The organism is Chromobacterium sp. Rain0013, from assembly GCF_015291765.1.
Taxonomy (GTDB): Bacteria; Pseudomonadota; Gammaproteobacteria; order Burkholderiales; family Chromobacteriaceae; genus Chromobacterium; species Chromobacterium haemolyticum.
In genome coordinates this window covers 2016337-2040823 of sequence record NZ_CP031514.1, presented here as the reverse complement: position 1 = coordinate 2040823, position 24487 = coordinate 2016337, and the positions used below count along the sequence as shown (strand labels likewise).

Sequence of the window (24487 nt, the reverse complement as noted above, 5' to 3'; positions counted from 1 at the left end):
CATGCCCGTCCTTCCCATCCGCGCACATTCGCCTACGCTGATATTGCAACGCAATATGCCATTATTATTTGCTACAATCGCTCAAGCTTGGACGCCTTTTCCGCATCCGGTTAGTAAAGCAAGTGATTGTTACTAAATACCATAAATAATTCTTTTACCCATCGCCGCATTGCAGGTATCGTTCAATGAGGAGCGCCGGGGCGCGCTCAGGACGGCGATGCCGCAGTCGCTCGCCCAACACCCCGCCGCCCGCCGTCATCGCGTCGGGCAGCCCAACCGGAACCACAGTGACCTATATCGTCCAAGGCTCAGCACCGCAACTCCACTGGCTCCAGCAACGCCTGGCCAGCCGAGGAGTGTCCGCGACCGCGGACGCAAGCGGACTGCCGTCTTGGCTGCCTTCCGACTGGCAAGGGTTTTACCTGTCCTCCGGCTGCTGGATCAATATCGACCCCCTGCATCAAGCTCCCTTGCCATCCCGGCTGCGGCTCTGTTTCGAACAAGGCATCTCCTTGCTGGAGCTGGATGGCGCCTGGCAGCCACTGGGCGCCGACTTCGGCTTCATGCTTTTGCTGGGGGCCGAACCCGCTCCGCCGCCCGCCGCCCTGACCTTGCTGGACGCGCTGGCTCCGCTGCCGGCCGCCTGGCTGCGTTGTGGCCCGGCGGGCAGCGCACGCTATACCCGTCAAGTCTGGGAGGCCTTGCTGTTCATGCTGAGACGACATGCACCGCCCAGCCCGGTGACTCAGCCCGTGCCGGACTGGGAAGCCTCGCTGCGAGAACAGTGGCAGCTATGGGAACAGCTGGTGCGCCTGTCTCAGCGCTATCTGACGGAACAAAACCTGACCGCGGACAGCGCGACGGCGCGTCAGGACTTCGCCGAGCCTCCCCGGCAGCAAAACCACTACGCCGCCAGCCTTGCCTCGCTGATTCTCCAGGCAAACGGCTGCCGACACGCCTGGGAGCGGCTGTGGAGCGACTTTGCGACCCAGTCGCCTCTGGCTTCCGAAAACTAAAAAAGCCCGCACGAATGCGGGCTTTTTTTAACGACAAGGACCGGAATCAGGCGGCGCTGGTCGCCTTCTTGCCGCGGGCGACAGCGGCGCTGGCGGCCTTGGCGGAGTTGGTGGCGGCTTCAACGCTGGCTTCGGCGATTTCCGCGCTGACTTTCTTGGCGGTCTTGGACACGCTTTCGAAAGCGGCGTTGGAAGTGTTCACCAGGCTTTTCAGAGCCGTCACCGCGGCATCGGAGCCCGCCGGCGCGTTCTTGGACAAACGATCCAGATTGCTCAGCAGGGTTTGGTTGCCTTCGGCGATCTGCTCTTCGACAAAAGCGGCCAGTTCATTCTGAGTGGCCAGCGCGGCGTCGTACACATTGCGCGCCACGGAGAAAGCCTGGTCGATGGACGGCTGGGCCAGGCTGCTCTGCACTTCGGCGAAAGCCTTGGGATCCTTGGCTTCGCTCAGCGCCTTGATTGCCTGGGCGTTGTCTGCCAGCAGCTTGCGCGACAGATCCAGTTGCAGCGCGGCCAAACGCTCAGCGCCGGCCAGCACGATGGAGGAGAAACGCACGGCCTTGTCGAACTGCGACTGGCCGAGAGCGGAGAATTCTTGAGTAGTGGTAAACATGACGACTCCTAAAAAATATCCAAAATTGACAGCTCAGCAACGACAGCGAACTTAACCTGCGCTCTTGATGTTGCATCGCAACAATTGCCATTGTGGCGACTCGTCTTTCTCGAGTCAAGAAAATGTTGCAACGCACAAGCCGCTAAACCACTATTTTTCATGGATTTTTACAACACAAACATTCCAGGGACATGACAGCAAGGCCCTTCCCTCCCGCTTCTAGCAATGTTTCCCGCAATTGCAACACTTGCCCGCGCCCAAGCCCATTACGCTAGCCGATTCCCACCTTTTGGCCCCAAGCCGAGCAACGCCATTGAAAGCCCGTCAGCAACCCAGTACACTCGCCCCATAGAATAAATCTATCTACATAAAGCCAAGTACAATGAGCCCTGCGGCCAACGCATTCGACATAAAATCCGCCAGTCTGGATCTGCTGGCGCTCTTGCTGCGCACCGACGACCTGGATGAGCTGAGCCAGGCGCTGGATGCGCGCTTCGGCACCGGCCACGACGCGCCGGTAGAAGCCTTCGTCCTCGACGTGGAAGCCTTGCCCGCCCCGGCCGAACTGGATTACGGCCGCCTGCTGCCCATGCTGAGCCGCCGCGGCATCCGCGCGGTGGCCCTGCGCCACCCCAGCACCGCGCTGGCCGGCGTCGCCAGCCAGTTCGGCCTCGCCTACACCAGCAGCGCCACGCCGCCGCGCTCGGCGCAGAACGCGCCGGAGCCTGCCGACAAACCCGCCGCGCCGGAACCCGCCCAGGCGACCGGCGCCATGATCGTGGACCGTCCCGTGCGCGCCGGTCAGCAGATTTACGCCAAAGGCTGCGACCTGATCGTGCTGGCCATGGTCAGCGCCGGCGCTGAAGTCATCGCCGACGGCAACATCCATATCTACGCACCCTTGCGCGGCCGCGCTCTCGCCGGCGCCCGCGGCAACGCCGGCGCCCGCATTTTCGCCCGCAGCATGGAAGCCGAACTGGTGTCCATCGCCGGGGTCTATCGAACTATCGAACAAGCCTTGCCCGACAGCATTCTGGGCAAGCCGACTCAAATCTATCTCGAGAACGAGCGCCTGGTCATGTCCGCGCTCGGCGAGTAACAAGCCATTATTCAAAGGGATCGACTGTGGCAAAAATCATCGTTGTGACGTCCGGCAAGGGTGGCGTCGGTAAAACCACTACCAGTGCCAGCTTCTCCTCCGGCCTGGCGTTGCGCGGTCACAAAACCGTCGTCATCGACTTCGACGTCGGCCTGCGCAACCTGGACCTGATCATGGGTTGCGAACGCCGCGTGGTCTATGACCTGATCAATGTCGTCAACGGCGAAGCCAGCCTGAACCAGGCGCTGATCAAGGACAAGAACTGCGACAACCTTTACATCATCCCCGCCTCGCAAACCCGCGACAAAGACGCGCTGACGCTGGACGGCGTGGAGAAGGTGTTGAAGGACCTGGCCGAAGCCGGCTTCGAATACATCGTCTGCGACTCTCCGGCCGGCATCGAAAAAGGCGCGCTGATGGCGCTGTACTTCGCCGACGAAGCGCTGATCGTCACCAATCCGGAAGTCTCCTCGGTGCGCGACTCCGACCGCATCCTGGGCATTCTGTCCTCCAAGTCCAAGCGCGCGGAAGAAAGCCGCGAGCCGGTCAAGGAACACCTGCTCATCACCCGCTACTCCGCCGGCCGCGTCGACAAGGGCGAAATGCTGTCTGTGGACGATGTGAAGGAGATTCTGCGCGTGCCGCTGCTGGGCGTGATTCCGGAGTCGCAGACCGTTCTGCAAGCCTCCAACTCCGGCACCCCGGCCATCCACCTGAAAGGCTCGGACGTTGCCGACGCCTATTCCGACGTGGTGGCCCGTTTCCTGGGCGAAGAGCGCCCGATGCGTTTCCTCGATGCCCCCAAGGTGGGCATTCTGAAACGCCTCTTTGGAGGTTAAGTCATGTCCCTGATCGAAATGATCTTTGGCAAGCGCCAGAAAACCGCGGCCATTGCCAGAGAACGGCTGCAAATCATCCTGGCCCACGAACGCAACGGCCGCAGCGCGCCCGACTATCTGCCGGCGCTGCAGCGCGAGCTGATGGAAGTGATCTCCAAATACGTCGCGGTCAATCTGGACGACATCAAAGTACAGGTGGAGCGTCAGGACGATTTTGAAGTGCTGGAAGTCAATATCGTGCTGCCGGAGCACCAGCGCTGAGCCATGACGCTGACCGAACTTCGCTATATCGTCGCGGTGGCGCGGGAGCGCCACTTCGGCCGCGCCGCGCAAAGCTGCTTCGTCAGCCAGCCGACGTTGTCCATCGCCATCAAGAAGCTGGAGGACGAACTGGGCGTCACGCTGTTTGAGCGCGGCGGCCAGGAAGTCAGCGTCACCGAGATCGGCGAGCGCATCATCGAGCAATCGCAGCGCGTGCTGGAAGAAGCCGAAACCGTCAAACGCCTGGCCGGCGAGCATCAGAACGAGCTGGTGGGCCCGCTGAAGCTGGGGGTGATTTTCACCATCAGCCCCTATCTGCTTCCGCGCCTGATCCCGGCCTTGCGCATCCTGGCGCCTGACATGCCCTTGATCCTGGAGGAGAACTACACCTCCCGGCTCTCGGAAATGCTCAAGCGGGGCGAGGTGGACGCCATCATCGTCGCCGATCCCTTCGACGAAGCCGGCACCGTGGCGAGCCCGTTGTACGACGAGCCCTTCGTCGTCGCCACGCCCAAGGGCCACCCCTGGGAAAAGCTGGGCGCCATCGCCGCCAATCAACTGGCAGACGAGAGCGTCTTACTGCTGACCCAGGGCAATTGCTTCCGCGACCAGGTACTGCAAGCCTGCAGCGACCTCGCCAGCCGGCAAAGCCATGGCGGCACGCTGGCGGCCAATCTGCAAGGCAGCTCGCTCAACACCATCCGCCACATGGTGGCCAGCGGCATGGGCGTCACGGTGATGCCGTCGACCTCGATAGGCCCGACCGATGAGTCGCTGCTGTCGGTGGTGCCGTTCAAGACGCCGGCGCCGCAGCGCCGCGTGCTGTTGGTGACTCGCAAGCAGTTCTTCCGCAAGAAGGCGATCGACACCCTGCAACAGGCGGTGTTCCGCTCCGGGCTGGAAGGCGTTTCCATGCTGGAAGGCGCAACGCCAACGCCCTGAGCCGGAGCCCAAACCGCCCCAACCGCTGCGCCCCGTGCCTCAGCGGTTTTTTTCCGCCCAGCCACTGGTCACAAAAATCGGCCAAGCTCCTCGTTCAGTATCGCGAACAAACTGTCCGGCCTCCCATTCAGAAAGAAGTGATCGCCGGGAAGGATCTCGCTGCGGAAGCCGCCGGTGGTGTAGCCGCGCCATGAAGCCGCCGCCTCCGCCCCCCGGACCTCTTCGCTGCCGCCAAGGGCAAGGATGCGGCAGCTCAGCGGAGGACGCGGCTCGGGATGGTAGGTCTCTATCGCCTCGAAATCGGCATGCAGCACCGGCAGAATGATCTGAACCAGTTCCGGGTGCTCCAGCACTTCCGCCGGCGTGCCGTTCATCCTCATCACCTCGTCCAGAAACTGCTCGTCCGGCAAAGCGTGGATCGGCCGATCCCTCGCGGGCAAGTGCGGCGCGGCGCGACCGGAAACGATCAAACACGACGGCGACGGCAGGCTTCGCGCCTGCGCCCGTTGAGCCACTTCAAACGCCAGGCTCGCGCCCATGCTGTGCCCGAACAAGGCGTAAGGCCGGTCCAGAAACGGCGCAATCGCGTCCGTCGCCTCGTCGGCCAGCTGATCCAGCCGGTAGCGCAGCGCATCGTGAAACCGCCGCCCCCGCCCCGGCGGATGCATCGGACGGACATCCACCTCGGCCGGAAGCCGCTCCTCCCAGCCCCGGAACACCGCCGCGCCGCCGCCCGCATACGGAAAGCAAAACAGGCGCAGCGCCGCATGCCGGCCCGCCGGCGCGGCGTCCACCCACGCGCCGCCCGGCGCCGGCTTCCATTCGCGGTTCATGGCGCCACCTTGCGGACAAAACCGCCGGCCTCTTTGATCGCCGCCCTCGCCTCCGGCAGCATGGGCGCCAAGGTGGCCCATGCGTGCGGTAGCCGCCGCCACACCTTGAAGTCCACCGCGACGCCGGCCGCGCTCGCCTTGCGAGCCACGCGCGCGGCGTCGTCCAGCAGCACCTCGGTGTCGCTGGCCTGGATGAACAGATCGGGCAAGCCAGCGTAATCGCCGTAGAGCGGCGAGGCGATGGGATGATCGGCCGCGGCGTCGCCAAGGTAGTAACGCGAGAAATTCCTCACCGCAACCGCGCTCAGCATCACGTCGGACGCATCGTTCGCTTCCAGAGACGCTCCGGTCGCCGCCAAATCCGTCCACGGCGAGAACAGCACCGCTCCGGCCGGCAAGGGCGCGCCCGCGTCGCGCAGCGACAGCAGCAAGGCGAGCGCCAGCCCGCCCCCCGACGAATCGCCGGCGATCACGATCCGGTCCGCCGCCACGCCCTCGTCCAGCAGCGCCTGATACGCCGCCAGCGCGTCGTCGACGGCGGCGGGGAACGGATGTTCCGGCGCAAGCCGGTAATCCAACGAAAACGCCCGCGCGTCCGCTTCCCGCGCCAGCGCGGCGGCCACGCCCCGGTGCGTGACCGGGGAGCAGAAGCAATAGCCGCCGCCGTGCAGATACAGAATGACCCGCCCGGTCGCCTCGCGCCGCTCGGCGGCCTCCGGCTCTATCCACTCGCCTCGCAACGCCTGCGCGTCCAGCTTGCGCACCCGCCATCCGCGCGGCGGCTTTGCTTCGCCGCGAGCCCATTTCGCGCTGCGCTCGCGCATTTCCTGAGCGGTCAGGCCGGGTTTGCGGGTCAGAGATTTGGCCGTTCTGCGCAACAGCCACGAAAAACATAGGTTTTGCCAACTCATTGATCAATTTCCGGTAGCAAGAAAGAGAAACGCGCCGCCACGCCCCGCGCGCGCCTCACCCGAACACCAACTTGCGATGCGCGGCGATGCCCGCCAGCGCGCCGTTGCCGATGGCCAGCGCCACGGTGCCGCCCCGATGCGTGATGTCGCCGCAAGCGAACACGCCCGGCGTGGAAGTCTCCATCGCGTCGTCGGTCCGCACATACGGCCCCAGCGGCCCCTCCTCTATCGCGCAGCCCAGTTGTTCCGCGACGGGGCTGGACAGGCGCATGCGGTTCATCGTGAACAGCCCGTCGAACGCGATCCGGCGCCCATCGACAAGTTCGACGGTGGCGCGGTCGACAATGCGCGCGATCCGGTCGCGCACGATCTCAACGCCCCGCCGCGCCAGCGCCTCGCGCTGCTCCTCGTCCGGCTCGAAGCTAGCGTCGGTCAGAAACACGGTCTGCCCCCACTCCGGCATCAACATCGCCGACAAATAGGACAAGGGCCCGCTGCCGAGCACGCCGATGCGGCCCCCATCCAGTTCGTAGCCGTGGCAGTAAGGGCAGTGGAACACGCTTTCCCCCCAGCGTTCCTCCAGACCCTCCAGTTCCGGCAGTTCGTCCACCACGCCGAAGGCGAGCACCAGCTGGCACGCCCTGTAGTGTTGCCCGGATGCGCAGATGAGCGTATAGCCGGCGTCGCTCCGCTCCGCCCGGACCACGCTGTCCTCCCGCCATTGCGCGTTAGGGTAAGCAAGCAGCTGCGCCTTGCCGTCCGCGGCGATCGCGTCCGGCGAACGTCCGTCCTGGCCGATCACGCCGTGAGATTGAGAGGCGAAGCGGTTGCGGCGCGCGCCGGCATCGATCACCAGCACGCGGCGGCGCGCGCGCGCGATCTGCAGCGCGGCGGATTGTCCGGCGTGACTGCCGCCGATCACGACGACGTCGAACAACATTGGGAAGGTTTCGGAATTCATGGGTCGAGAGTCCTTGATTGGAAATGAATGGGATGGCGCGCGGGCGGCCTTCATAGGCGGCCGCCGCCGCAAGCTTCCGCCGCGCGGTCCAGCAGCCAGCGCACGATCAACTTGGCGCGCGGCACCCGCTGGCCTTCGTCCCGGCGCCGCAGCGCCAGTTGCTGCGTGATTACCGCCAAGCGCAGCAGGCCGTAGGCGTACCAGTAGGCGGGTTCCGTGACCTCGCGTCCGGCCGCCGCCGCGTACAAATCGACCAGCGCCTCGCGCGTCGGTGCGCCCGGCGCGCAGCTCGGTCCAGGCGCGTCCAGCCGCAGCAGCGACGAGTCCCGGCTCTCTATCCAGTAAGCGAGCGCGGCGCCAAGGTCGGCCAGCGGATGGCCGACGGCGGCCAGCTCCCAATCGACGACGCCCACCACCCGCGCGGGGTCGCCCGGATCGACGAGGATGTTGTCCAGCTTGTAGTCGTTGTGCAGCCAGGCCGCGGGCGCGGTCTCGGGCATACGCTCGGTCAGCCAGTCGGCCACGGCGCTGAAGTCGGCGTCTATCGCCCCGCCCGCCTCCTCCGCGTTCCAGCGCCGCCGCCACTCGCTCAGAATGCGACGCAGATAGTCGGGGGGCCGATCGGCGGGCGCGACCTCCAGCGCATGCAGGCTCGCCAGCGTCCCGATGAAGTTTTCCGCGAGCCGGCGCACCGTGTCGGGAGCGAGCGGCCCGCAAGCCGCCGGCGCGACGCCCTCCAGCTTTTCGACCAGCAACAAGGCGGCGTCGCCGTCCTCATCAACCGCCAGCGGCCTGGGCGCGAGCCGGAACTGGCCAGCCATCCGCTCAAGGAGCGCGAAACGACGCCGCGCTTCCCGCGCGCCGCCCTCCGGCAGCCAGTAGGCAATGAGCTCGCTGTCGCCCCCTTGCACCAAAAACACTTCGCTGGCCCGGCCGCCGCCGACCCGCGTCGCGCGCGCGCCCATGCCGGAGCGGCCCAATGCCGCCATCGCCCGCTCCGCGATTCGCGCGCTCATGCCAGCTCCCGGCGGAAGCCGGCCAGCGCATGGCGCGCCACCAGCGCTTTGTGGACCTCGTCCGGGCCGTCGTAAATCCGCCCCGCTCGTTCATGCCGCCACAACACGTTGAGAATCGTGTCGCCGCTGACGCCCAGCGCGCCTTGCACCTGCAGCGCGTGATCGAGCACGGTCTGCGTTGCGCCGGCCACGAAAAATTTCGCGATCGAGATGTCGATCTGCGCGCGCTCATGACGGTTTTGCAGCCGCGTGGCCGCCTGAGTCACCAGCAGCCGCGCGGCGTCTATCGACGCGCGGCTCTCGGCGATCCAGTTCTGCACGGTCTGGCGCGAGGACAACAGCTCGCCCGCCGCCAGCTCCCGGCGGCACGCGCGCCGACACATGATGGCGAAGGCGCGCTCGCACACGCCAATCCAGCGCGCGCAATGATGCAGCCGCCCGGTGGCGAGCCGGGCCTGCAACACGACGAAGCCCTCGCCCGGCTTGCCCAGCATCGCATCCTCACCCACCCGGCAATCGTCCAGCTCCAGTTCGCCGTGGCTGGCCCAGCCGCAGCCTTCGTCGCCCATCACGCGCAGATTGCGGACATGGCGGAAGCCCGGCGCGTCGGTCGGCACAATGAAGGTACTGGTGCGCGCGTGCAGCGGCGCGGCCTCGTCGGTGACCGCCAGCACGATGGCGAAGCCCGCGCCGTCGGCGCCGGACGCGAACCATTTGCGGCCGCTCAAGTGCCAGCCACCATCCTTGTACACCGCTGTCGTTTTCAGCGAGGAGGGGTTGGATCCGGCGGACTCGGGCTCCGTCGCCGCGAAGCAGCTGCGCAGCTCGCCGCGCAGCAGCGGCTCCAGCCAGCGCCGGCGCTGCGCGGGAGTCGCGTACTCCAGCAGCACGTCGATATTGCCGGCGTCGGGCGCCTGGTAATTGACCGCGTAATGGCCCAGCGGCGAGGCGCCCAGCAGTTCGCCTACTTCCACCAGCTCAAGCAGGCTCAAGCCCAGGCCGCCGTCCGCGCGCGGCACCTGCGGCAGCCAGACGCCTTTCATCCGGTTGCTCTCGCGGATGCCGCTCATCAGCCGTTCAACGGTTTCGAAATCGCCGTTGGCGAGCGCCGCCTCCGGTTCCGCCAGCGCCGCTTCAACGGCGGCGAATGCCTTCACTCGTGTATTCATTGCTCTTCCTCGGTTTGCTTCACTGAAACGGATCGGCGCGCGGCGGCTTCCGCGGCGCGCAAAGCGGCGGCTAACCCGTTGACGAACGGGCGGCGCATGATGCCGATATGGTCGCCGGCCAGGCAAACCGCCGTCGCCGCGCCCGACGCCGCCTGACGCCAGCCGCTTATCAGCGCTTCACCGTCCCCGTCGGCGGCCACGATCACGTGTAAGGCTCCCGCATAAGGCGTCGCCGGTGTGTAATCGGTCAGCGAATGCGCAATGAAGGCGCGCACGCGCGCCGCGAATTCGGGCAGGCCGAGCGCCTCCGGCACCGCGCCCGCCTCGACCAAGCGCTCGCGCAAATGTTCGACTCTCCGCGCATCGTCCAGCGCGTCGAATTCGCCTTCGTCGAACGCCAGTTCGGCGTCGGCCAGGCGCGCGAAGCTGTTGCCGATCTCCGCGACCCAACGGCCGCCTTGCCAATCCTGTTTCCGCGACTGCGCCGCCGGCCCCGGCGGCAAACTGTCCACCACCGCGACCCAGTCCACCGCCTCGCCCTGTCCGGCCAATTGCCGGGCAACCTCAAAAGCGACCCAACCTCCAAAGGAATGACCGCCGAGACGATACGGGCCGTAAGGCTGCACCCGCCGGATGTCCGCGATCAGCGCCGTCGCCATCGCTTCCACGCTGCCGGCGTCGCCGGGCAGCGTCATGCCCCACACCGAGAAGGCATTCGGCAACTCGGCCGCGAGCGCGCGCAGATACGGCACATGGCCGCCCGCGCCAGGCGCGAAGAACAGCGGCGGCGCGTCGCCCTGCGCGGACAAGGCGACGAGCGAACCGACCCGAGCGCCGTCTTCGCCCGCGCCGTCTGTCTCAATGACGCGGGCTTGCTCGGCCACCGTTTGTGCCGTCAGCAAGCGAGCCACCACCGCTGAGTTCAGCCCAAACGCCCGGCCGGCGCGGGAGCAGATCCGCAGCATCAGCAGCGAGTCTCCGCCCAACGCCACAAAATCGCTGTCGTCGGACGGCGGTTCGCGCTTGAGCACGGCCGCCCATAGCGCCCTCAGTTCGCGTCGCAGGGCCGCGCCGCTAGGCCGCCCCGCCGCGGCCCTCCCGGCTGCGGCCGGCGTCGCGGCGGTTGAGGCCCCGCTCGGGCGCTCTCCGCCGTCCGCCCTTATCGCGCCGACGGCGCCTGCGCCCTCTACCGCGGGCTCGCCTAGCAGCGTTCGCAAGGCGTCCGCGTAGAGAGCCGCGAAGCGGTTGACGGTCGCCGTAGAGAAATACCCGCGCGACGGGACCAGCGTGATCCGCAGTGCGCGCTGCCGGCCGTCGAAGCTGCTCTGCACCACCAGCGGCACATTAGTCATATCGCTCGCATAGCCGTCGGAAACCTCGATGTCGCGCACCGCTTCCTCCAGAGCGCGGAAATGCGTGAAGTTGAACAGCGCGTCGAACACCGTGCCGGCCTGTCGATGCAATTCGATCAAGGGATAGCGCCGGCGACTGAAGACTTCCAGCTCGGCCGACTGCACCGCGCGCACCAGCGCGACGGCGTCGAAGGCGCCGGCCGGAAAGTCGAAACCCAGCGGCAGACTGTTCAGGAACAGGCCCAGCACCCGATCGCCGTCAACGCCCTCGCTGCGGCCGTTGAACACCACGCCGCTGGTCACCGAGGACGCGCCTGCGATGCGCGATAAGGCGAGCAGATGGGCTGTCAGCAGCACGCTTTTCACTGATGCGCCCGCGCTCGCGGCAAGCGCTTCCAGGCCAGCCGACTGGGCCGCCGAAATGGGCACTTCGACCGGCTCCGCGTCACCGCCTGGCTCCCGCGCCAGCCGCGTGACCGGCAAGGATTGCAGACGCGCGCGCCACCAATCGCACAGCGATTCCGAACGCGCCGCCTCGCGCTCCCGCTCGACGAAATCGCGGAACCGGCTCGCGGGCGCAGCCAGCGTCAGCGGCCGGCCGGCCAGCCGCGCCGAATAGTCGGAGATCAGCTCGGAGAGCAGCAGGTTGAAACTCCAGCCGTCCAGAATCGCGTGGTGCTTGGTCACGCCGATGTGCATCGCCTCTTCGCTCAAGCGGTGCACGGCGAAGCGGATCAGCGGCGGACGCTCGACGTCGAAGCGCCGGCGCCGCTCGGCTTCGCGCCAATCTCGAATCCGCGCGTCCTGCCGCTCCGGGTCCAGGCCTCGCCAATCGCAGACCGTCAGCGGCAAAGGCACTTGACGATGCACGTACTGCAGCGGCTCCTCGTCGGCCGCGAGGTCGAAAGCGGTGCGCAGCGCCGGATGGCGTTCAAAGGCGCCGCGGAGCGCCGCCTCTAGCGCGGCAGCGTCGAATGGCAGAGCCAGACGCTGGCCGTTGACGTTGTGGTAAGCCGAGTCCTGGCCGTGCCGCATCTCGTTGGCGAGCATCGCCATCTGCATTGCGCTGAGCGGATAGGCGTCCTCGTGGACGGCATCTAGCGGCGGTGCGCTCGCGGCCGGCGGCGCCGAGTCCGCCTGCCGGACGCGCGGCGCGAGCCGCTCTATGGTCAGCGAGCGCATCAAATCGTCCAGCGAAAAATCGATGTTGACCTTGTGCGCGGCGGACAGGATCTGAATGCTCAGGATGGAGTCGCCGCCCAGCTCGAAAAAGTTGTCGGTAACGCCGATAGGCGAGCGTTTGAGCACGGACTCGAACACACCGACCAGCGCCTGCTCCACCGCGTTGCGCGGCGCTATGCGCGGACGCGCCGCGTCGGCGTCCGCCGCCAGCGCACCGGCCAGCCTGCGGCGATCCAGCTTGCCGTTGCTCGTCAGCGGAATCGCGTCCATCTCGACCACACGCGCCGGCACCGCGTGCGGCGGCAGGCGCTGGGCAAGCCAGTCCCGCAGCGCGGAACCGGACACGCGCGCCGAACCGCGCGCCACCACAAAACCCGCCAATTGGGCGTGGCCGTCTATGGTCGCGTCGTCGACCATGACCGCCGCCGCGGCGACGTCCGGATGCCCGGCCAGCGTCGCCTCCACTTCGCCCAGCTCGATGCGGAAACCGCGGATCTTGACCTGGTCGTCGATGCGGCCCAGATAGTCCAGCTCGCCGCGCGCGTCGAAGCGCCCTAGGTCTCCGCTGCGATAAAGCCGCTCGCCGGGCAGGAACGGGTCCGCGATGAAACGCTCGCGGTCGAGCTCGGGGCGATTGTGGTAACCGCGCGCCACGCCCTCCCCGCCCACGTGAATTTCGCCCGGCACGCCCGGCGGCACCGGATGCCCGGCGGCGTCAAGCAGGTAGACGCGGTAGCCCGGCAAGGGCCGGCCCACAGGGCTGCGCGACGACTGCGCGTCGCCCGGGCCCAATACGCGCTCGGTGACATGCACCGTGGTCTCGGTGATGCCGTAGAGATTGACCAGCGCCACCCCGCCCGCATCGTTCAGGCAGGCGGCGAACTGGCTGGGAATCGTCGCCTCGCCGCCAAAGAACACATAGCGCAAGCCGGCCGGCAAAGGCCGCCGCGCGTCGTCCAGCGCGCGCAGCAGTTGCTTGAAAGCGCTGGGGGTCTGGCTCAGCATCGTGACGCCCTCGCGTTCCAGCAGCGCGAGAAATTCGTCCGGCGTGCGCGAGCAGCGGTAAGGCACGATTTCCAGCCGTCCGCCATGCAGCAAGGCGCCCCAGATTTCCCATACCGAGAAATCGAAGGCATAGGAATGGAACAAGGTCCATACGTCCGACGGTCCAATGCCGTAGCTCCGGCGCGTGGCCGCGAACAAATGGTCCGCGTTGCGGTGCTCCACGCACACGCCTTTAGGCTGCCCGGTCGAACCCGAGGTGTAGATCACATAGCATAGGTCCGCGGGCGAAGTGTCTCGCGGCGGCGGCGCGTCTTCGCGCTCGTCGGGCGCCGCCGCATCCCCCATCCCGATCAGAACCCCGCCGAAGTCCCCGAAGCGATTTCGCGCCTCCTCGCCGCAGATCAGCGCGCCAGCGCCGATATCGTCCAGCATCCATGCGAGGCGTTCCGACGGATGGTCGAGATCCAGCGGCACGTAAAAGGCGCCCGCCTTCAGCACGGCCAGAATTGCGACGACGCTGTCCATGCCGCGCCCAAACGCCAGCGCGACAGGCGCGTTGCCACGCACCCCGGCCGCGTCCAGCCGCCAGGCCAGCCGGTTGGCGCGGCGATCCAGTTCCGCGTAAGTGAGCGTCTCGCCGTCGCACTTCAGCGCGACGGCGTCCGGCCGCGAGCGCGCTTGCGCCTCAAAACGGCGATGCAGGCACTGGCGCTCCGCATCGTCCGCGCGACGGGCCTCCGCGTTCCAGCGCGCGGCCAGCGCGCTGCCAGCTTCGTCGCCCAACAGCGACACCCGCGCAACGCTCAGCGCCGGGCCACCGCGTTCGAACTGGCCCAACACCCCCGCCAGCATCTCGACGACCCGCTCCGCAGACGCCGCCGAGATCCGCTGGCGGTCGAAATGCAGACGCAGGCTCAAGCGCTCGCTGGGAATCGCCACCACGGTCAGCGGGTAATTGGTCTGCTCGACCACCTCGACATCGCTCACGCCCAGTTGCTCGCGATAGCGTTTCGCATCCGCCCGCGCCGGGTAGTTCTCAAACACCACCAGGCTCTCGAACAAGGGCGCGCCGGGAGCGACTCCGCTCCAGCCCGGAATCGCGTGCAGCGGGGTATACGCATAGGCTTCGGCGTCGACGTGCTGGCGATGCAGCCGCCGCAGCCAGTCGCCCAGCGTCAGTTCAAGGTCGACGGACGCGCGCGTCGGCAGCGCGTTGACAAAGAGCCCCACCATCTGCTCGACGCCGCGCAGCGCCGCCGGCCGGCCGGACACGGTGGTCCCGAACACCACGTCGTCGCGGCCGCTCGCGCGCGCCAACAACAAAGCCCAGGCGGCCTGGATCACCGTGCTCTGCGTGAGCTCGCACTCTCGCGCCAAACGCTGCAATCCCTCGCTCGTTCGCGCGTCGAGCTCGCGTTCTATCAGACCGTGGCCGGGCGCGCGGTCCGGACGCGCGTCGTCGGCGAACGGCAGGGGCGTGGCCGAGCACACATCGCCCAGCCGCGCTCGCCAGAAAGCCTCGGCCGCGGCGCCGTCCTGTTCGTCCAACCAGCGCAGGAAGGCGCTGTACGGCTGGGGCGGCGGCAAAGCCGGAACGGCGCTGCGCCGGTAAGCGTCGTAAAAGGCGAGCGCCTCCCCCAGCACAATCTGCACCGACCAACCATCCAGCAGCAGATGGTGATAGCTCCACACGAACTCGTAGCGCTCCTCTCCGGTGCGGAATAAGGCGCAACGCATCAGCGGCGCGCGACTCAGGTGAAAACCAGGACGCCGGTCCGCGTCCCGATAGGCGGCGAGACGGCGCTGCTGCTCCTCTTGGTCAAACGCTCGCCAGTCCTCCTCCACCCACGGCAGTTCGACGTCGCGGAAGACCACCTGCACCGGCTTGGACGGGCCGTCCCACAAAAAGCTGGTGCGCAGCACGCCGTGCCGCGCGACCACCGCTTCCAGCGCGCGCCGGTAATCGGCGGCGTTGAGCGCGGCGTGGAAGGAGCAAGCCACCTGTTCGTAATAGACGCCGGACTCCGGCGCCTTCAGCGTATGAAACAGCAGGCCCTGTTGCGTCGGCGTCAACGGCAGCATGGTCTCGACTTTCGAGCGGGCTTGCTGTGCGGTATTCGATAATGTTTGGTTCATAACTGTTCGTTCAGTAGCTGTAACACTTCGTCGATATCGTTCTGGTCCAGATGAGCAAGCGGCAGGTCCGACGGCGTCAGCCCTCCAGACTCCGGCGACTGACAATGCGCCAGCACCGCGTCCAGTTCCGCGCGGAAGCCCTCCGCCAGCGCCTTGATCGCGTCTTCCCGCTGTCGCGCCGCGCTATACAGCCAGTCCACCCGCAAGCGCCCTTCGTGCACCTGCGCCACCACGTCCAACCCGTAGCGCCGCGTCATCCCCGCCCCGCGCGTCCCGCCCGGCGGCTCCCCCAACCACGTGGAGCGCGGCTCGCCGCCCTCCTCCAGCCGCCATTGGCCCAGGTAGTTGAAGCACACCGTGCGCGCATGGCCGCCCAGCGCCGACCCGCGGCCGCCGTAACGCAGCGCGTGGTAAGCCAGGCCGCCGTCCGGCACGCTCCGCATCCGCTCCTTCACCCGTTTCAGATCCCCTGACAGCTCCCCGCTCAGCGGCAGCCGCAGCGGATACAGGCTGGTGAACCAGCCCACGGTGCGCGACACGTCCACGCCCGCCAGCCCGTCACGGCCGTGCCCTTCCAGGTCCAGCACGCATTCCTCCGCGCCCGTCCATTGGCGCAAGGCCCGCGCCAGCGCGGTCACCAGCAATTCTTCCGGACGCATCCGGTAAGCCTCGCCCGCTTGCCGCAGCCAGCGTTCCGTCGTCTCCGGCTCCCACTGCAGCGAGACCCGCGACTCGGCCGCCACTGTATCCTCGGCCGCGCTGAAACCCGGCAGCGGCATGCCCGGCGCGTCCATCTCCCGCCAGTAACTCAGCGTTGAGTCCGGCAAGGTTTCCGCCCATTCCCACAGCCGCTGCGACCACGCCTGATACGACACCGTCTTGGCCGGCCATGCCGCCGCCTCGCCCCGGCTCAGCGCCGCGTAGGCACGCCACAAGTCTTCCAGCAGAATCCGCCACGACACCCCGTCCACCGAGGCATGATGCGCCAGCCACAGCAAGCGCCAGCCCTCGTCCAGCCGGTACAGCCGCGCCGCCCACAAGCTCGCGCCGCCCAAACGCAGGCTGGCTTGCAACGCGGCGGCGTCCCGCTCCAGCGCGGCCTCCGCATCGGCCAGGCCGCGCAAGTCCACGGCTTTCACTTCCACCGGTTCGCCCGCGCCGCTTTCCTGAATCCAGCGCTCTCCATCCCGCCGCCAGCCTATCCGCAGCGCGTCGTGCCGCTGCGCCACCGCCTGCAGCGCGCCGATCAGCGACTCCGCGTCGACGGCCCCGTCCAGCCCCAGATAGGCCCCCTGGTTGAACTGTTCCCAGTCCGTGCCCGGCCAGTCCAGGTACCAGGCCTGAATCGGGCCGGGCCTCACTTCGCCTACCACCTCGCCCTGCTCCGCCTGCGCGCCGGCTTCTTCCGCCGCGCAGCCTGCCGCCGCCAGTTCCGCAATCGTCGGATAGCGGAACACTTGCTGCGGGCTGAGGCGCAAGCCCCGCTCCGCCGCCCGCGACGCCATCTGAATGCTCAGGATGGAGTCGCCGCCCAGCGCGAAGAAGTTGTCCCTCACCCCCACGCGTTCCAGCCCCAGCAGGCCTTGCCAGATTTCCACCAGCGCCGCCTCGGCCTCGGTCTCCGCCGCCGCCGCCCCCGTCTCGACCACCGGATCCGGCAGACGCTTGCGGTCCACTTTGCCGTTGGCGCTCAGCGGCAAGCTGTCCAGCGCCATGATCGACGCGGGCAGCATGTAGGGCGGCAAGCGCCGCGCCAGCGCGTCGCGAACCGCGGCAAGATCCAAACTCGCGCCCGGCAGCAACAGCACATAGCCGGCGATGATTCGCCGCCCGTCTCGCTCGACCACCGAAGCCACGCCGCGCTCCACGCCCGGCGCCGCCGCTAGCGCGGCTTCGATTTCGCCGATCTCGATCCGGAAGCCGCCGATCTTGACCTGGTCGTCCACTCGTCCCAGGAATTCGAGATTGCCGTCGGCAAGAACGCGCGCGCGGTCGCCGGTCCGGTACATCCGCTCGCCCGGCACAAAGGGATTGTCGACAAAACGGTAAGCAGTGAGATCCGGCTGGCCGAGATAACCCAGCGCCACGCCCGCGCCGGCGATCCACAGATCGCCCGGCACGCCCACCGGCACCGCTTGCAGCGAGGAGGACAACACATAAAGCCGCTGCCCCGGCAGATGGCGGCCGTAGGGCACGAAGGCGGCGTCGGACGCCAGTTCCCGCGTGTCGTACCAGCACGACCAGATGGCCGCCTCGGTGGCGCCGCCCAGCGCCAGCACCTCAGGATCGGACGTCGCGGCCGCTCGGATCTGCGCGGGCAGCCCCACCGGCACGCGGTCGCCGCTCAACATCGCCAGCTTCAAGGAAGGCGGCAGCGCGCGCCCGCTTTGCCGGCACTCAAGCAGCAACAGCTCCATCACCGCCGGCACGGACTCCCATACCGTCGCCCCCTCGCGCGTCATCAGTTCCAGCCACACGGCTGGCGCGATCGTCGACGATTCCGGCGCGAGCAAGACGGCGGCGCCCGCCGCGAACGCGCCGAAGAAATCGAATACCGACAGGTCGAAACCCGCCGCCGACACGCACATCAAGCGGTCGGACGCGCCTATCTCATAGCGGCGCAGGAAGACCTCTATCGTCAGCGAGGCCGCGCGATGGGTGATCATCACGCCCTTGGGTTTGCCGGTGGACCCGGAGGTGAACATCACATAGGCCAGATCGTCGGGCGCCGCGTCCGGCAGCGCGACATCGGCCGGCGGCGTTTCGTCGATCAGGATCGCCCGCGCGGCGACGCCGTCCAACATCGGCAGATGCTCGCGCGTCGTCAGCACGTAGCCGACCGTGGCCAGCAGATCACGCAATCGTCCCGGCGGCATCGCCGGATCGGCCGGCACATAAGCGCAGCCGGCGCGCATCACGCCCGAGTACGCGGCGACCGCGCGCGCGCTCCTGGGCAGCAGCACGGCGACCGGTTCGCGCTTCGCGCCCGCCGCCGCCACGGCCCTCGCCGTGCGCAGCGTCTCGTCGGCCAGCTCCCGGTAATTCATCGCTTCGTCCACGCCGATGATCGCCGGCGCCAGCGGCGTCAGCTCGGCGTGCCGCTCTATGCCCGCGTGCAGCAGATAACCTTCGCCTACCGGCGGCGTCGCGTTCCAGTCGTGAATCAGCCGGCGCGCCTCGTCGTCGTCCACCAGGGTCAGATCGCCAAGCCGGGCATCCGGCTGTGCGGCGAGCTGGGAGAGCAGGTGCATGAAGCTCGCGCCCAAGCGGCCTATGCTCTCCTCGTCGTAACGCGAGGCGTCGAAATCGACGTAGAGCACGGTCTCCTCGCCTGGAATCAACAGGCCGACCAGCGGATAGTTGGTGCGCGTTTCGGCGGCTGCGAACTCGCTGACGTCGAAACCGGCATCGCCCCGGGCCAGCGTCCGATCCACCGGATAGTTTTCCACCACGAACAAGCTGCTCAGGAGCTCGCCGCCCTCGTAGCCCGCCCAGCGCTGGATGTCTGTGAGCGAGGCCGCCCCCAGCCTGGCCCGCTCACTCTGCTGTTCATGCAACTGCCGCAGCCATTGCGATACGCTCGCGTCGTCGTCCATGCTCACGCGCACCGGCACCGTGTTGATGAAAAGGCCGACCATCCGCTCGACGCCCGGCAAGGTCGCCGGCCGGCCGGACAAGGTGGTGCCGAACACCACGTCGCGCCCCCCGCCGGCATAGCCCAGCGTCAACGCCCAAGCGCCGGTCAGCAGGCTGGCGCGGGTCACGCCGGCCCGCCGCGCGGCGCGGTCTACCTGCTCGCGCAGCGCCGCGTCGAAGACGAAGGCGCGCCGGCCCTGGCCCTGCGCTTGAGGTCCGCGCGCCGGAGACGCGAAACCAATGGGCGTGGGCTCCTCTATGCCCTCCAGCACTTGCTTCCAGTACTCCGCCTGTTCGCGCGCGTCCCGCGCGGCCAGCCAGTTCACGAAGGGCAGAAAACGGCTGCCCGGCAGCGGAGCCGCCTCGCCCGCGCCGAGCTCGGCGTAACGGCCAAGCACCTGCTTCAGAATCAGCGGCACCGACCAGCCGTCCACCACCGCGTGGTGGTAGCTCCACAAGAAGCGCCAAGCGTCGCCGGGCTCGCGCACCAGGGTGCCGCGCAGCAAGGGCCCGCGTTCGAGATCGAAGCCGCGTTCGCGGTCAAGCTCGCGCAAGGCCGCGAAGCGGCTGGCGCAGGCGTCGGCGGACACGTCTCCCCAATCCAGCGTGTCCCAGTCCGGGTCCAGACGAGGGTGAACGATTTGGACCGCGCTCTTCAGCCCCCGCCATCGGAAGGTGGTGCGCAGCGCGGCGTGCGCCGCCGCAACATCGAACCAGGCTTGGCGGAAGCGCTCCGCATCGAAAGCCCCGCTCATTTTCCAGTGCAGTTGTTCCACGTAGAGCGGCGCGCCGTCGTCGGCAATGGAATGGAACAAAATGCCCTGCTGCAGCGACGTAAGACCGTACAGGGCCTCCAGCCGCGGATGCTCGCGCTCGATCGCGTCGATCTCGCTCTGGTCCAGATGGGCAAGCGGCAGGTCCGACGGCGTCAGCCCTCCAGACTCCGGCGACTGACAATGCGCCAGCACCGCGTCCAGTTCCGCGCGGAAGCCCTCCGCCAGCGCCTTGATCGCGTCTTCCCGCTGTCGCGCCGCGCTATACAGCCAGTCCACCCGCAAGCGCCCTTCGTGCACCTGCGCCACCACGTCCAACCCGTAGCGCCGCGTCATCCCCGCCCCGCGCGTCCCGCCCGGCGGCTCCCCCAACCACGTGGAGCGCGGCTCGCCGCCCTCCTCCAGCCGCCATTGGCCCAGGTAGTTGAAGCACACCGTGCGCGCATGGCCGCCCAGCGCCGACCCGCGGCCGCCGTAACGCAGCGCGTGGTAAGCCAGGCCGCCGTCCGGCACGCTCCGCATCCGCTCCTTCACCCGTTTCAGATCCCCTGACAGCTCCCCGCTCAGCGGCAGCCGCAGCGGATACAGGCTGGTGAACCAGCCCACGGTGCGCGACACGTCCACGCCCGCCAGCCCGTCACGGCCGTGCCCTTCCAGGTCCAGCACGCATTCCTCCGCGCCCGTCCATTGGCGCAAGGCCCGCGCCAGCGCGGTCACCAGCAATTCTTCCGGACGCATCCGGTAAGCCTCGCCCGCTTGCCGCAGCCAGCGTTCCGTCGTCTCCGGCTCCCACTGCAGCGAGACCCGCGACTCGGCCGCCACTGTATCCTCGGCCGCGCTGAAACCCGGCAGCGGCATGCCCGGCGCGTCCATCTCCCGCCAGTAACTCAGCGTTGAGTCCGGCAAGGTTTCCGCCCATTCCCACAGCCGCTGCGACCACGCCTGATACGACACCGTCTTGGCCGGCCATGCCGCCGCCTCGCCCCGGCTCAGCGCCGCGTAGGCACGCCACAAGTCTTCCAGCAGAATCCGCCACGACACCCCGTCCACCGAGGCATGATGCGCCAGCCACAGCAAGCGCCAGCCCTCGTCCAGCCGGTACAGCCGCGCCGCCCACAAGCTCGCGCCGCCCAAACGCAGGCTGGCTTGCAACGCGGCGGCGTCCCGCTCCAGCGCGGCCTCCGCATCGGCCAGGCCGCGCAAGTCCACGGCTTTCACTTCCACCGGTTCGCCCGCGCCGCTTTCCTGAATCCAGCGCTCTCCATCCCGCCGCCAGCCTATCCGCAGCGCGTCGTGCCGCTGCGCCACCGCCTGCAGCGCGCCGATCAGCGACTCCGCGTCGACGGCCCCGTCCAGCCCCAGATAGGCCCCCTGGTTGAACTGTTCCCAGTCCGTGCCCGGCCAGTCCAGGTACCAGGCCTGAATCGGGCCGGGCCTCACTTCGCCTACCACCTCGCCCTGCTCCGCCTGCGCGCCGGCTTCTTCCGCCGCGCAGCCTGCCGCCGCCAGTTCCGCAATCGTCGGATAGCGGAACACTTGCTGCGGGCTGAGGCGCAAGCCCCGCTCCGCCGCCCGCGACGCCATCTGAATGCTCAGGATGGAGTCGCCGCCCAGCGCGAAGAAGTTGTCCCTCACCCCCACGCGTTCCAGCCCCAGCAGGCCTTGCCAGATTTCCACCAGCGCCGCCTCGGCCTCGGTCTCCGCCGCCGCCGCCCCCGTCTCGACCACCGGATCCGGCAGACGCTTGCGGTCCACTTTGCCGTTGGCGGACTGCGGCAAGGCGTCCAGCCAGACCCAGACGCGCGGCACCATATAACCCGGCAGCCGCGCCTCCAGCCACGCCTGCACCGCGGCCGAATCCGCGGCCTCGCCCGAATCCGGCCGCGCCACCAGATAGCCGACCAATTGTTTCTCGTCCGCGGCGCTGCGCCGCAGCGCGACGGCGCAACCGCTCAGCCCCGGGTAGTGGCCCAGCGTCGCCTCGATCTCGCCCAGTTCTATCCGATAGCCGCGCAGCTTGATCTGCTCGTCGATCCGGCCCAAGAACTCCAATACCCCGTCGCGCCGCCAGCGCACGCGGTCGCCAGTGCGATACCAGCGTCCGCCGTCCGGCGGCGGCGCGGCGACGAAACGCTCCGCCGTCAAATCGGCGCGCCCCAGATAGCCTAGCGCGAGTCCGTCGCCGCCCGCCCACAGCTCGCCGGGCACGCCGACGGGCACCAGGCGGCCTCCCGCGTCGACCACCCGCACCTCGGTGTTGCCGATAGGCCGCCCAATCGGAATCGAGCCGCGCCGCGCGTCGCTGGCCGTCACCCGATGGCTGCAAGTAAAGGTGGTGTTTTCCGTCGGGCCGTAGCCGTTGATCAGCGCAACGCCGGGGCAGGCCTCGAGAAAAGCCCGGCAGCTGGCCACCGGCAGCGCGTCGCCGCCGGTCAGCAGTTCGCGCAGGCCGCCAAGCGCGGCCGGCTCCTCTTCCACCGCCATGCGGAACAGGTCGGCGGTCAACCACATCGTGGTGACGCCGTCGCGCGACGCCGCGTCCAGAAACGGCATGCCCGGCTCCGCGACCACCAACCGCCCGCCGTTCAACCAACATCCCCAGATTTCGAACGTTGAGGCGTCGAAACCCAGCGGAGACTGCTGCAACATCACCGTAGACGCGTCCAGCCGCGCATAGCCGCCGCCGGTCGCTAGCCTCGCCACCGCGCGGTGCGGCACCGCCACGCCCTTGGGCTGACCGGTGGACCCCGAGGTGTACATCACATAGGCCAGGCTCTCCGCCTCCGCGGGCCGCGCTTCAGACTGGAGCGGCCGCGCGACGCCGGCCTCGCAATCGGCCAGGCTCAACACCGGCCCGGCATAATCGCCGAGCCATCCGGCGTCCAAGCCGTCGGCGATGATCATCAGCGCCGGCGCGGCATCCGCCGTCATCGCGCGCAAGCGCGCGGCCGGATAAGTCGGATCAAGCGGCAAATAGGCGGCGCCCGCCTTCAGCACGGCGAGGAAGGCGGCGAGCAGCCGCGGCGAGCGCTCGCCCGCAACGCCCACCACCGCGCCCGCTTCGACGCCGGCCGCGCGCAGCGCGCCGGCCGCGCGGTCCGACCACTGATCAAGCTCCGCGTAAGTCCAGCGCACGCCGCCCTGCTCCAGCGCGACGCGTCCGGGATGGTCCGCCGCGCGCTCGCGAAACAGCCGGTCTATCGCGGCGTCGGCGCGATACGGCAGCTCATGCCGCCCCCATCCTCGCAGACGCGCCTCTTCCTCGGCGGATAATATGGGCAAGGCGCGCGCGTCCGCGTCGGGCGAGGCGAGCGCCGCGCGCAGCAGCGCCAGGTAGTGCTCGCCCAACTGGCGGATGGTGGCCGCTTCGTACAGATCGGTGTTGTACTGCCACACCGCGAAAGTGCCTCGCTCGTCGCCTTCGATCGACAGATAGAGATCGAAGCGCGCGAACGGGCTGTCCAGATCGAAGGGCACGGCCGCGCCGCTCGCGGTGCGCACCGCCGGCAGACGGACGTTCTGGAAAGCGAACACCGTCTGCGCGAACTGTTCGTGCCGGGGGCCGCCGCGCGCGCGCAGCCGCTCCACGATGGCGTCCAGCGGCACGCCCTGACGGGCGAACGCCCGCGCGCTGGCGTCGCGAGCCCGGTCCACCAGCGCGCCGAAGCTATCGCCCTCGCCCACCTCGGTGGCCAGCGCCACCAGGTTGACGAAATAGCCGGCGATCTCCTCCGCGGCCTGGAAAGGCCGGTTGGCCGCCGGCGTCAGCGTCAGCGCGCGCGCTTCGCCGGTATAACGATGTTGCAGCAGCGCGAAGGCGCTGAACAAAGTGGTGAACAGCGTGGTGTTGCGGCTGCGGGAGAACGCGGCGGCCGCGTCCATGCAATCGGCCGGAATCTCGAAGCGCTCGGTGCCGCCGCGCCCGCTCATCGCCGGCGGACGCGGGCGGTCGCCGCGTATCGCCGGCACCTCGTCCACTTCCGCCAAGTCGTCCACCCAGGCGTCCAGTTGCGCCGCGTAGTCAGGCGACGCCATCCAGCGGCGCTGCCAGGCGGAATAATCTCGATAGCTGAGGCCGGACGCCGGGGCCTCGGCCGCGTCCGGCAACGCGAGATAGGCGCTGAAATCGCGAATCAGCACGCTCATCGACCAGCGGTCGAAGATGGCGTGATGGATGGTCAGCACCAGCACGGCGGCGCGCTCGGGCGTCGAGAACAAATCGACGCGCCACATCGGCGCGCCGGCGGCAAACGGCAGCCGGGCCAAGTCGGCGGCGCGCGCGCGCAAGGCGTCGTCGCCGTCCACCGTCCACGCTTGCAGCGTGACGATCGGCTCGGGCAAAACCGTCTGTCGCGGCTCGCCGTCGCTGAAAACGGTGCGCAGGATGTCGTGCCGGCGCGCGAGCGCGGCGAAGGCGCGGGCCACAGCCTCCGCGTCCACCGCGTCCGCGAGTTCGATCGCCGCCTGTTCGTTGTACATCGCCGGATCGCCCAACCTTGTCGCCGCGACCAAACGAGCCTGCCCCGGCGACAAGGCCGCCGCGTCGCCGGCCTCGCCCGGCTGCGCCGGCGCCAGCGGCGCGGCGCGCGCGCCCTCGTCGTCGAGCACGCGCAACAGTTCCTCCTTGGCCTCGCGCAGCCGCGCGACCAGCGCGGCGTCTAGCGCGCCCTGCGGCGCTTGTACCTGAAGCTGATCGCCGCGACGGCGCAGCGTGACGCCCGCGTCGGCAAGATCGGTCATGAG

General features: G+C 68.3%; 13 protein-coding genes. 5 read left to right on the top strand and 8 right to left on the bottom strand.

Features of this window, described 5'->3' with window-relative positions:
• Positions 1–287: 287 nt before the first annotated feature.
• On the top strand, positions 288–1016 hold the full coding sequence (locus DXT74_RS09595) for a hypothetical protein (protein WP_194427835.1): 729 nt from the start codon (positions 288–290) through the stop codon (positions 1014–1016).
• 46 nt (positions 1017–1062) lie between these two features.
• Here DXT74_RS09595 and DXT74_RS09590 read toward each other — a convergent pair whose 3' ends face one another.
• A complete protein-coding gene (locus DXT74_RS09590; RefSeq protein ID WP_019104113.1) occupies positions 1063–1629 on the bottom strand; it encodes a phasin family protein in 567 nt (188 codons plus the stop codon).
• Between the two features lie 382 nt (positions 1630–2011).
• On the opposite strand from DXT74_RS09590, the gene minC reads away from it, so the two are divergent.
• Genes minC through DXT74_RS09570 form a run of 4 tightly spaced genes read left to right on the top strand, consistent with a single transcriptional unit; the run spans position 2012 to position 4770 of the window.
• A complete protein-coding gene (gene minC / locus DXT74_RS09585) occupies positions 2012–2728 on the top strand; it encodes a septum site-determining protein MinC (protein WP_019104114.1) in 717 nt (238 codons plus the stop codon).
• 26 nt (positions 2729–2754) lie between these two features.
• Positions 2755–3567: a septum site-determining protein MinD gene (gene minD, locus DXT74_RS09580; protein ID WP_019104115.1), complete on the top strand. Its 813-nt coding sequence runs from the start codon at positions 2755–2757 to the stop codon at positions 3565–3567.
• A gap of 3 nt (positions 3568–3570) precedes the next feature.
• Complete coding sequence (gene minE / locus DXT74_RS09575; RefSeq protein WP_019104116.1) at positions 3571–3828, top strand: cell division topological specificity factor MinE; 258 nt, start codon at positions 3571–3573, stop codon at positions 3826–3828.
• Positions 3829–3831: 3 nt separating this feature from the next.
• Positions 3832–4770 carry a LysR substrate-binding domain-containing protein gene (locus DXT74_RS09570; RefSeq protein ID WP_019104117.1) on the top strand — a complete coding sequence of 313 codons (939 nt, stop codon included), beginning with the start codon at positions 3832–3834 and terminating at the stop codon, positions 4768–4770.
• A gap of 68 nt (positions 4771–4838) precedes the next feature.
• Here the strand turns inward: DXT74_RS09570 and DXT74_RS09565 are convergent, their stop codons facing one another.
• From DXT74_RS09565 to DXT74_RS09535, 7 genes are read right to left on the bottom strand one after another with little or no spacing between them, the layout of a single operon-like run.
• Positions 4839–5603 carry a thioesterase II family protein gene (locus DXT74_RS09565; RefSeq protein ID WP_194427834.1) on the bottom strand — a complete coding sequence of 255 codons (765 nt, stop codon included), beginning with the start codon at positions 5601–5603 and terminating at the stop codon, positions 4839–4841.
• Positions 5600–6514, bottom strand: a complete 915-nt coding sequence (locus tag DXT74_RS09560; protein WP_043640524.1) for an alpha/beta hydrolase — start codon at positions 6512–6514, stop codon at positions 5600–5602. Before DXT74_RS09560 ends, DXT74_RS09565 begins: the two co-directional genes overlap by 4 nt.
• Positions 6515–6569: 55 nt before the next feature.
• Positions 6570–7475 (bottom strand): NAD(P)/FAD-dependent oxidoreductase, encoded by a 906-nt coding sequence (locus DXT74_RS09555; protein ID WP_196783853.1) that lies wholly within the window; start codon positions 7473–7475, stop codon positions 6570–6572.
• 50 nt (positions 7476–7525) lie between these two features.
• Positions 7526–8491: a phosphotransferase family protein gene (locus DXT74_RS09550; protein WP_194427833.1), complete on the bottom strand. Its 966-nt coding sequence runs from the start codon at positions 8489–8491 to the stop codon at positions 7526–7528.
• The gene (locus DXT74_RS09545; protein WP_114154996.1) at positions 8488–9660 is read right to left on the bottom strand and encodes an acyl-CoA dehydrogenase family protein; all 1173 of its coding nucleotides are present in this window, start codon (positions 9658–9660) and stop codon (positions 8488–8490) included. The genes DXT74_RS09550 and DXT74_RS09545 overlap by 4 nt, the downstream gene beginning before the upstream one ends.
• Positions 9657–15335: an amino acid adenylation domain-containing protein gene (locus tag DXT74_RS09540; protein ID WP_196783852.1), complete on the bottom strand. Its 5679-nt coding sequence runs from the start codon at positions 15333–15335 to the stop codon at positions 9657–9659. Before DXT74_RS09540 ends, DXT74_RS09545 begins: the two co-directional genes overlap by 4 nt.
• Positions 15332–24484, bottom strand: coding sequence for a non-ribosomal peptide synthetase (locus DXT74_RS09535; RefSeq protein WP_194427832.1), 9153 nt, complete (start codon positions 24482–24484; stop codon positions 15332–15334). The genes DXT74_RS09540 and DXT74_RS09535 overlap by 4 nt, the downstream gene beginning before the upstream one ends.
• Positions 24485–24487: the final 3 nt, after the last annotated feature.

Coding starts and splice junctions, on each gene's coding strand:
- DXT74_RS09590 (WP_019104113.1), bottom strand. CDS start 1,629: ATGTTTACCACTACTCAAGAATTCTCCGCTCTCGGCCAGTCGCAGTTC.
- minC (WP_019104114.1), top strand. CDS start 2,012: ATGAGCCCTGCGGCCAACGCATTCGACATAAAATCCGCCAGTCTGGAT.
- minE (WP_019104116.1), top strand. CDS start 3,571: ATGTCCCTGATCGAAATGATCTTTGGCAAGCGCCAGAAAACCGCGGCC.
- DXT74_RS09570 (WP_019104117.1), top strand. CDS start 3,832: ATGACGCTGACCGAACTTCGCTATATCGTCGCGGTGGCGCGGGAGCGC.
- DXT74_RS09565 (WP_194427834.1), bottom strand. CDS start 5,603: ATGAACCGCGAATGGAAGCCGGCGCCGGGCGGCGCGTGGGTGGACGCC.
- DXT74_RS09560 (WP_043640524.1), bottom strand. CDS start 6,514: ATGAGTTGGCAAAACCTATGTTTTTCGTGGCTGTTGCGCAGAACGGCC.
- DXT74_RS09555 (WP_196783853.1), bottom strand. CDS start 7,475: ATGAATTCCGAAACCTTCCCAATGTTGTTCGACGTCGTCGTGATCGGC.
- DXT74_RS09550 (WP_194427833.1), bottom strand. CDS start 8,491: ATGAGCGCGCGAATCGCGGAGCGGGCGATGGCGGCATTGGGCCGCTCC.
- DXT74_RS09545 (WP_114154996.1), bottom strand. CDS start 9,660: ATGAATACACGAGTGAAGGCATTCGCCGCCGTTGAAGCGGCGCTGGCG.
- DXT74_RS09540 (WP_196783852.1), bottom strand. CDS start 15,335: ATGAACCAAACATTATCGAATACCGCACAGCAAGCCCGCTCGAAAGTC.
- DXT74_RS09535 (WP_194427832.1), bottom strand. CDS start 24,484: ATGACCGATCTTGCCGACGCGGGCGTCACGCTGCGCCGTCGCGGCGAT.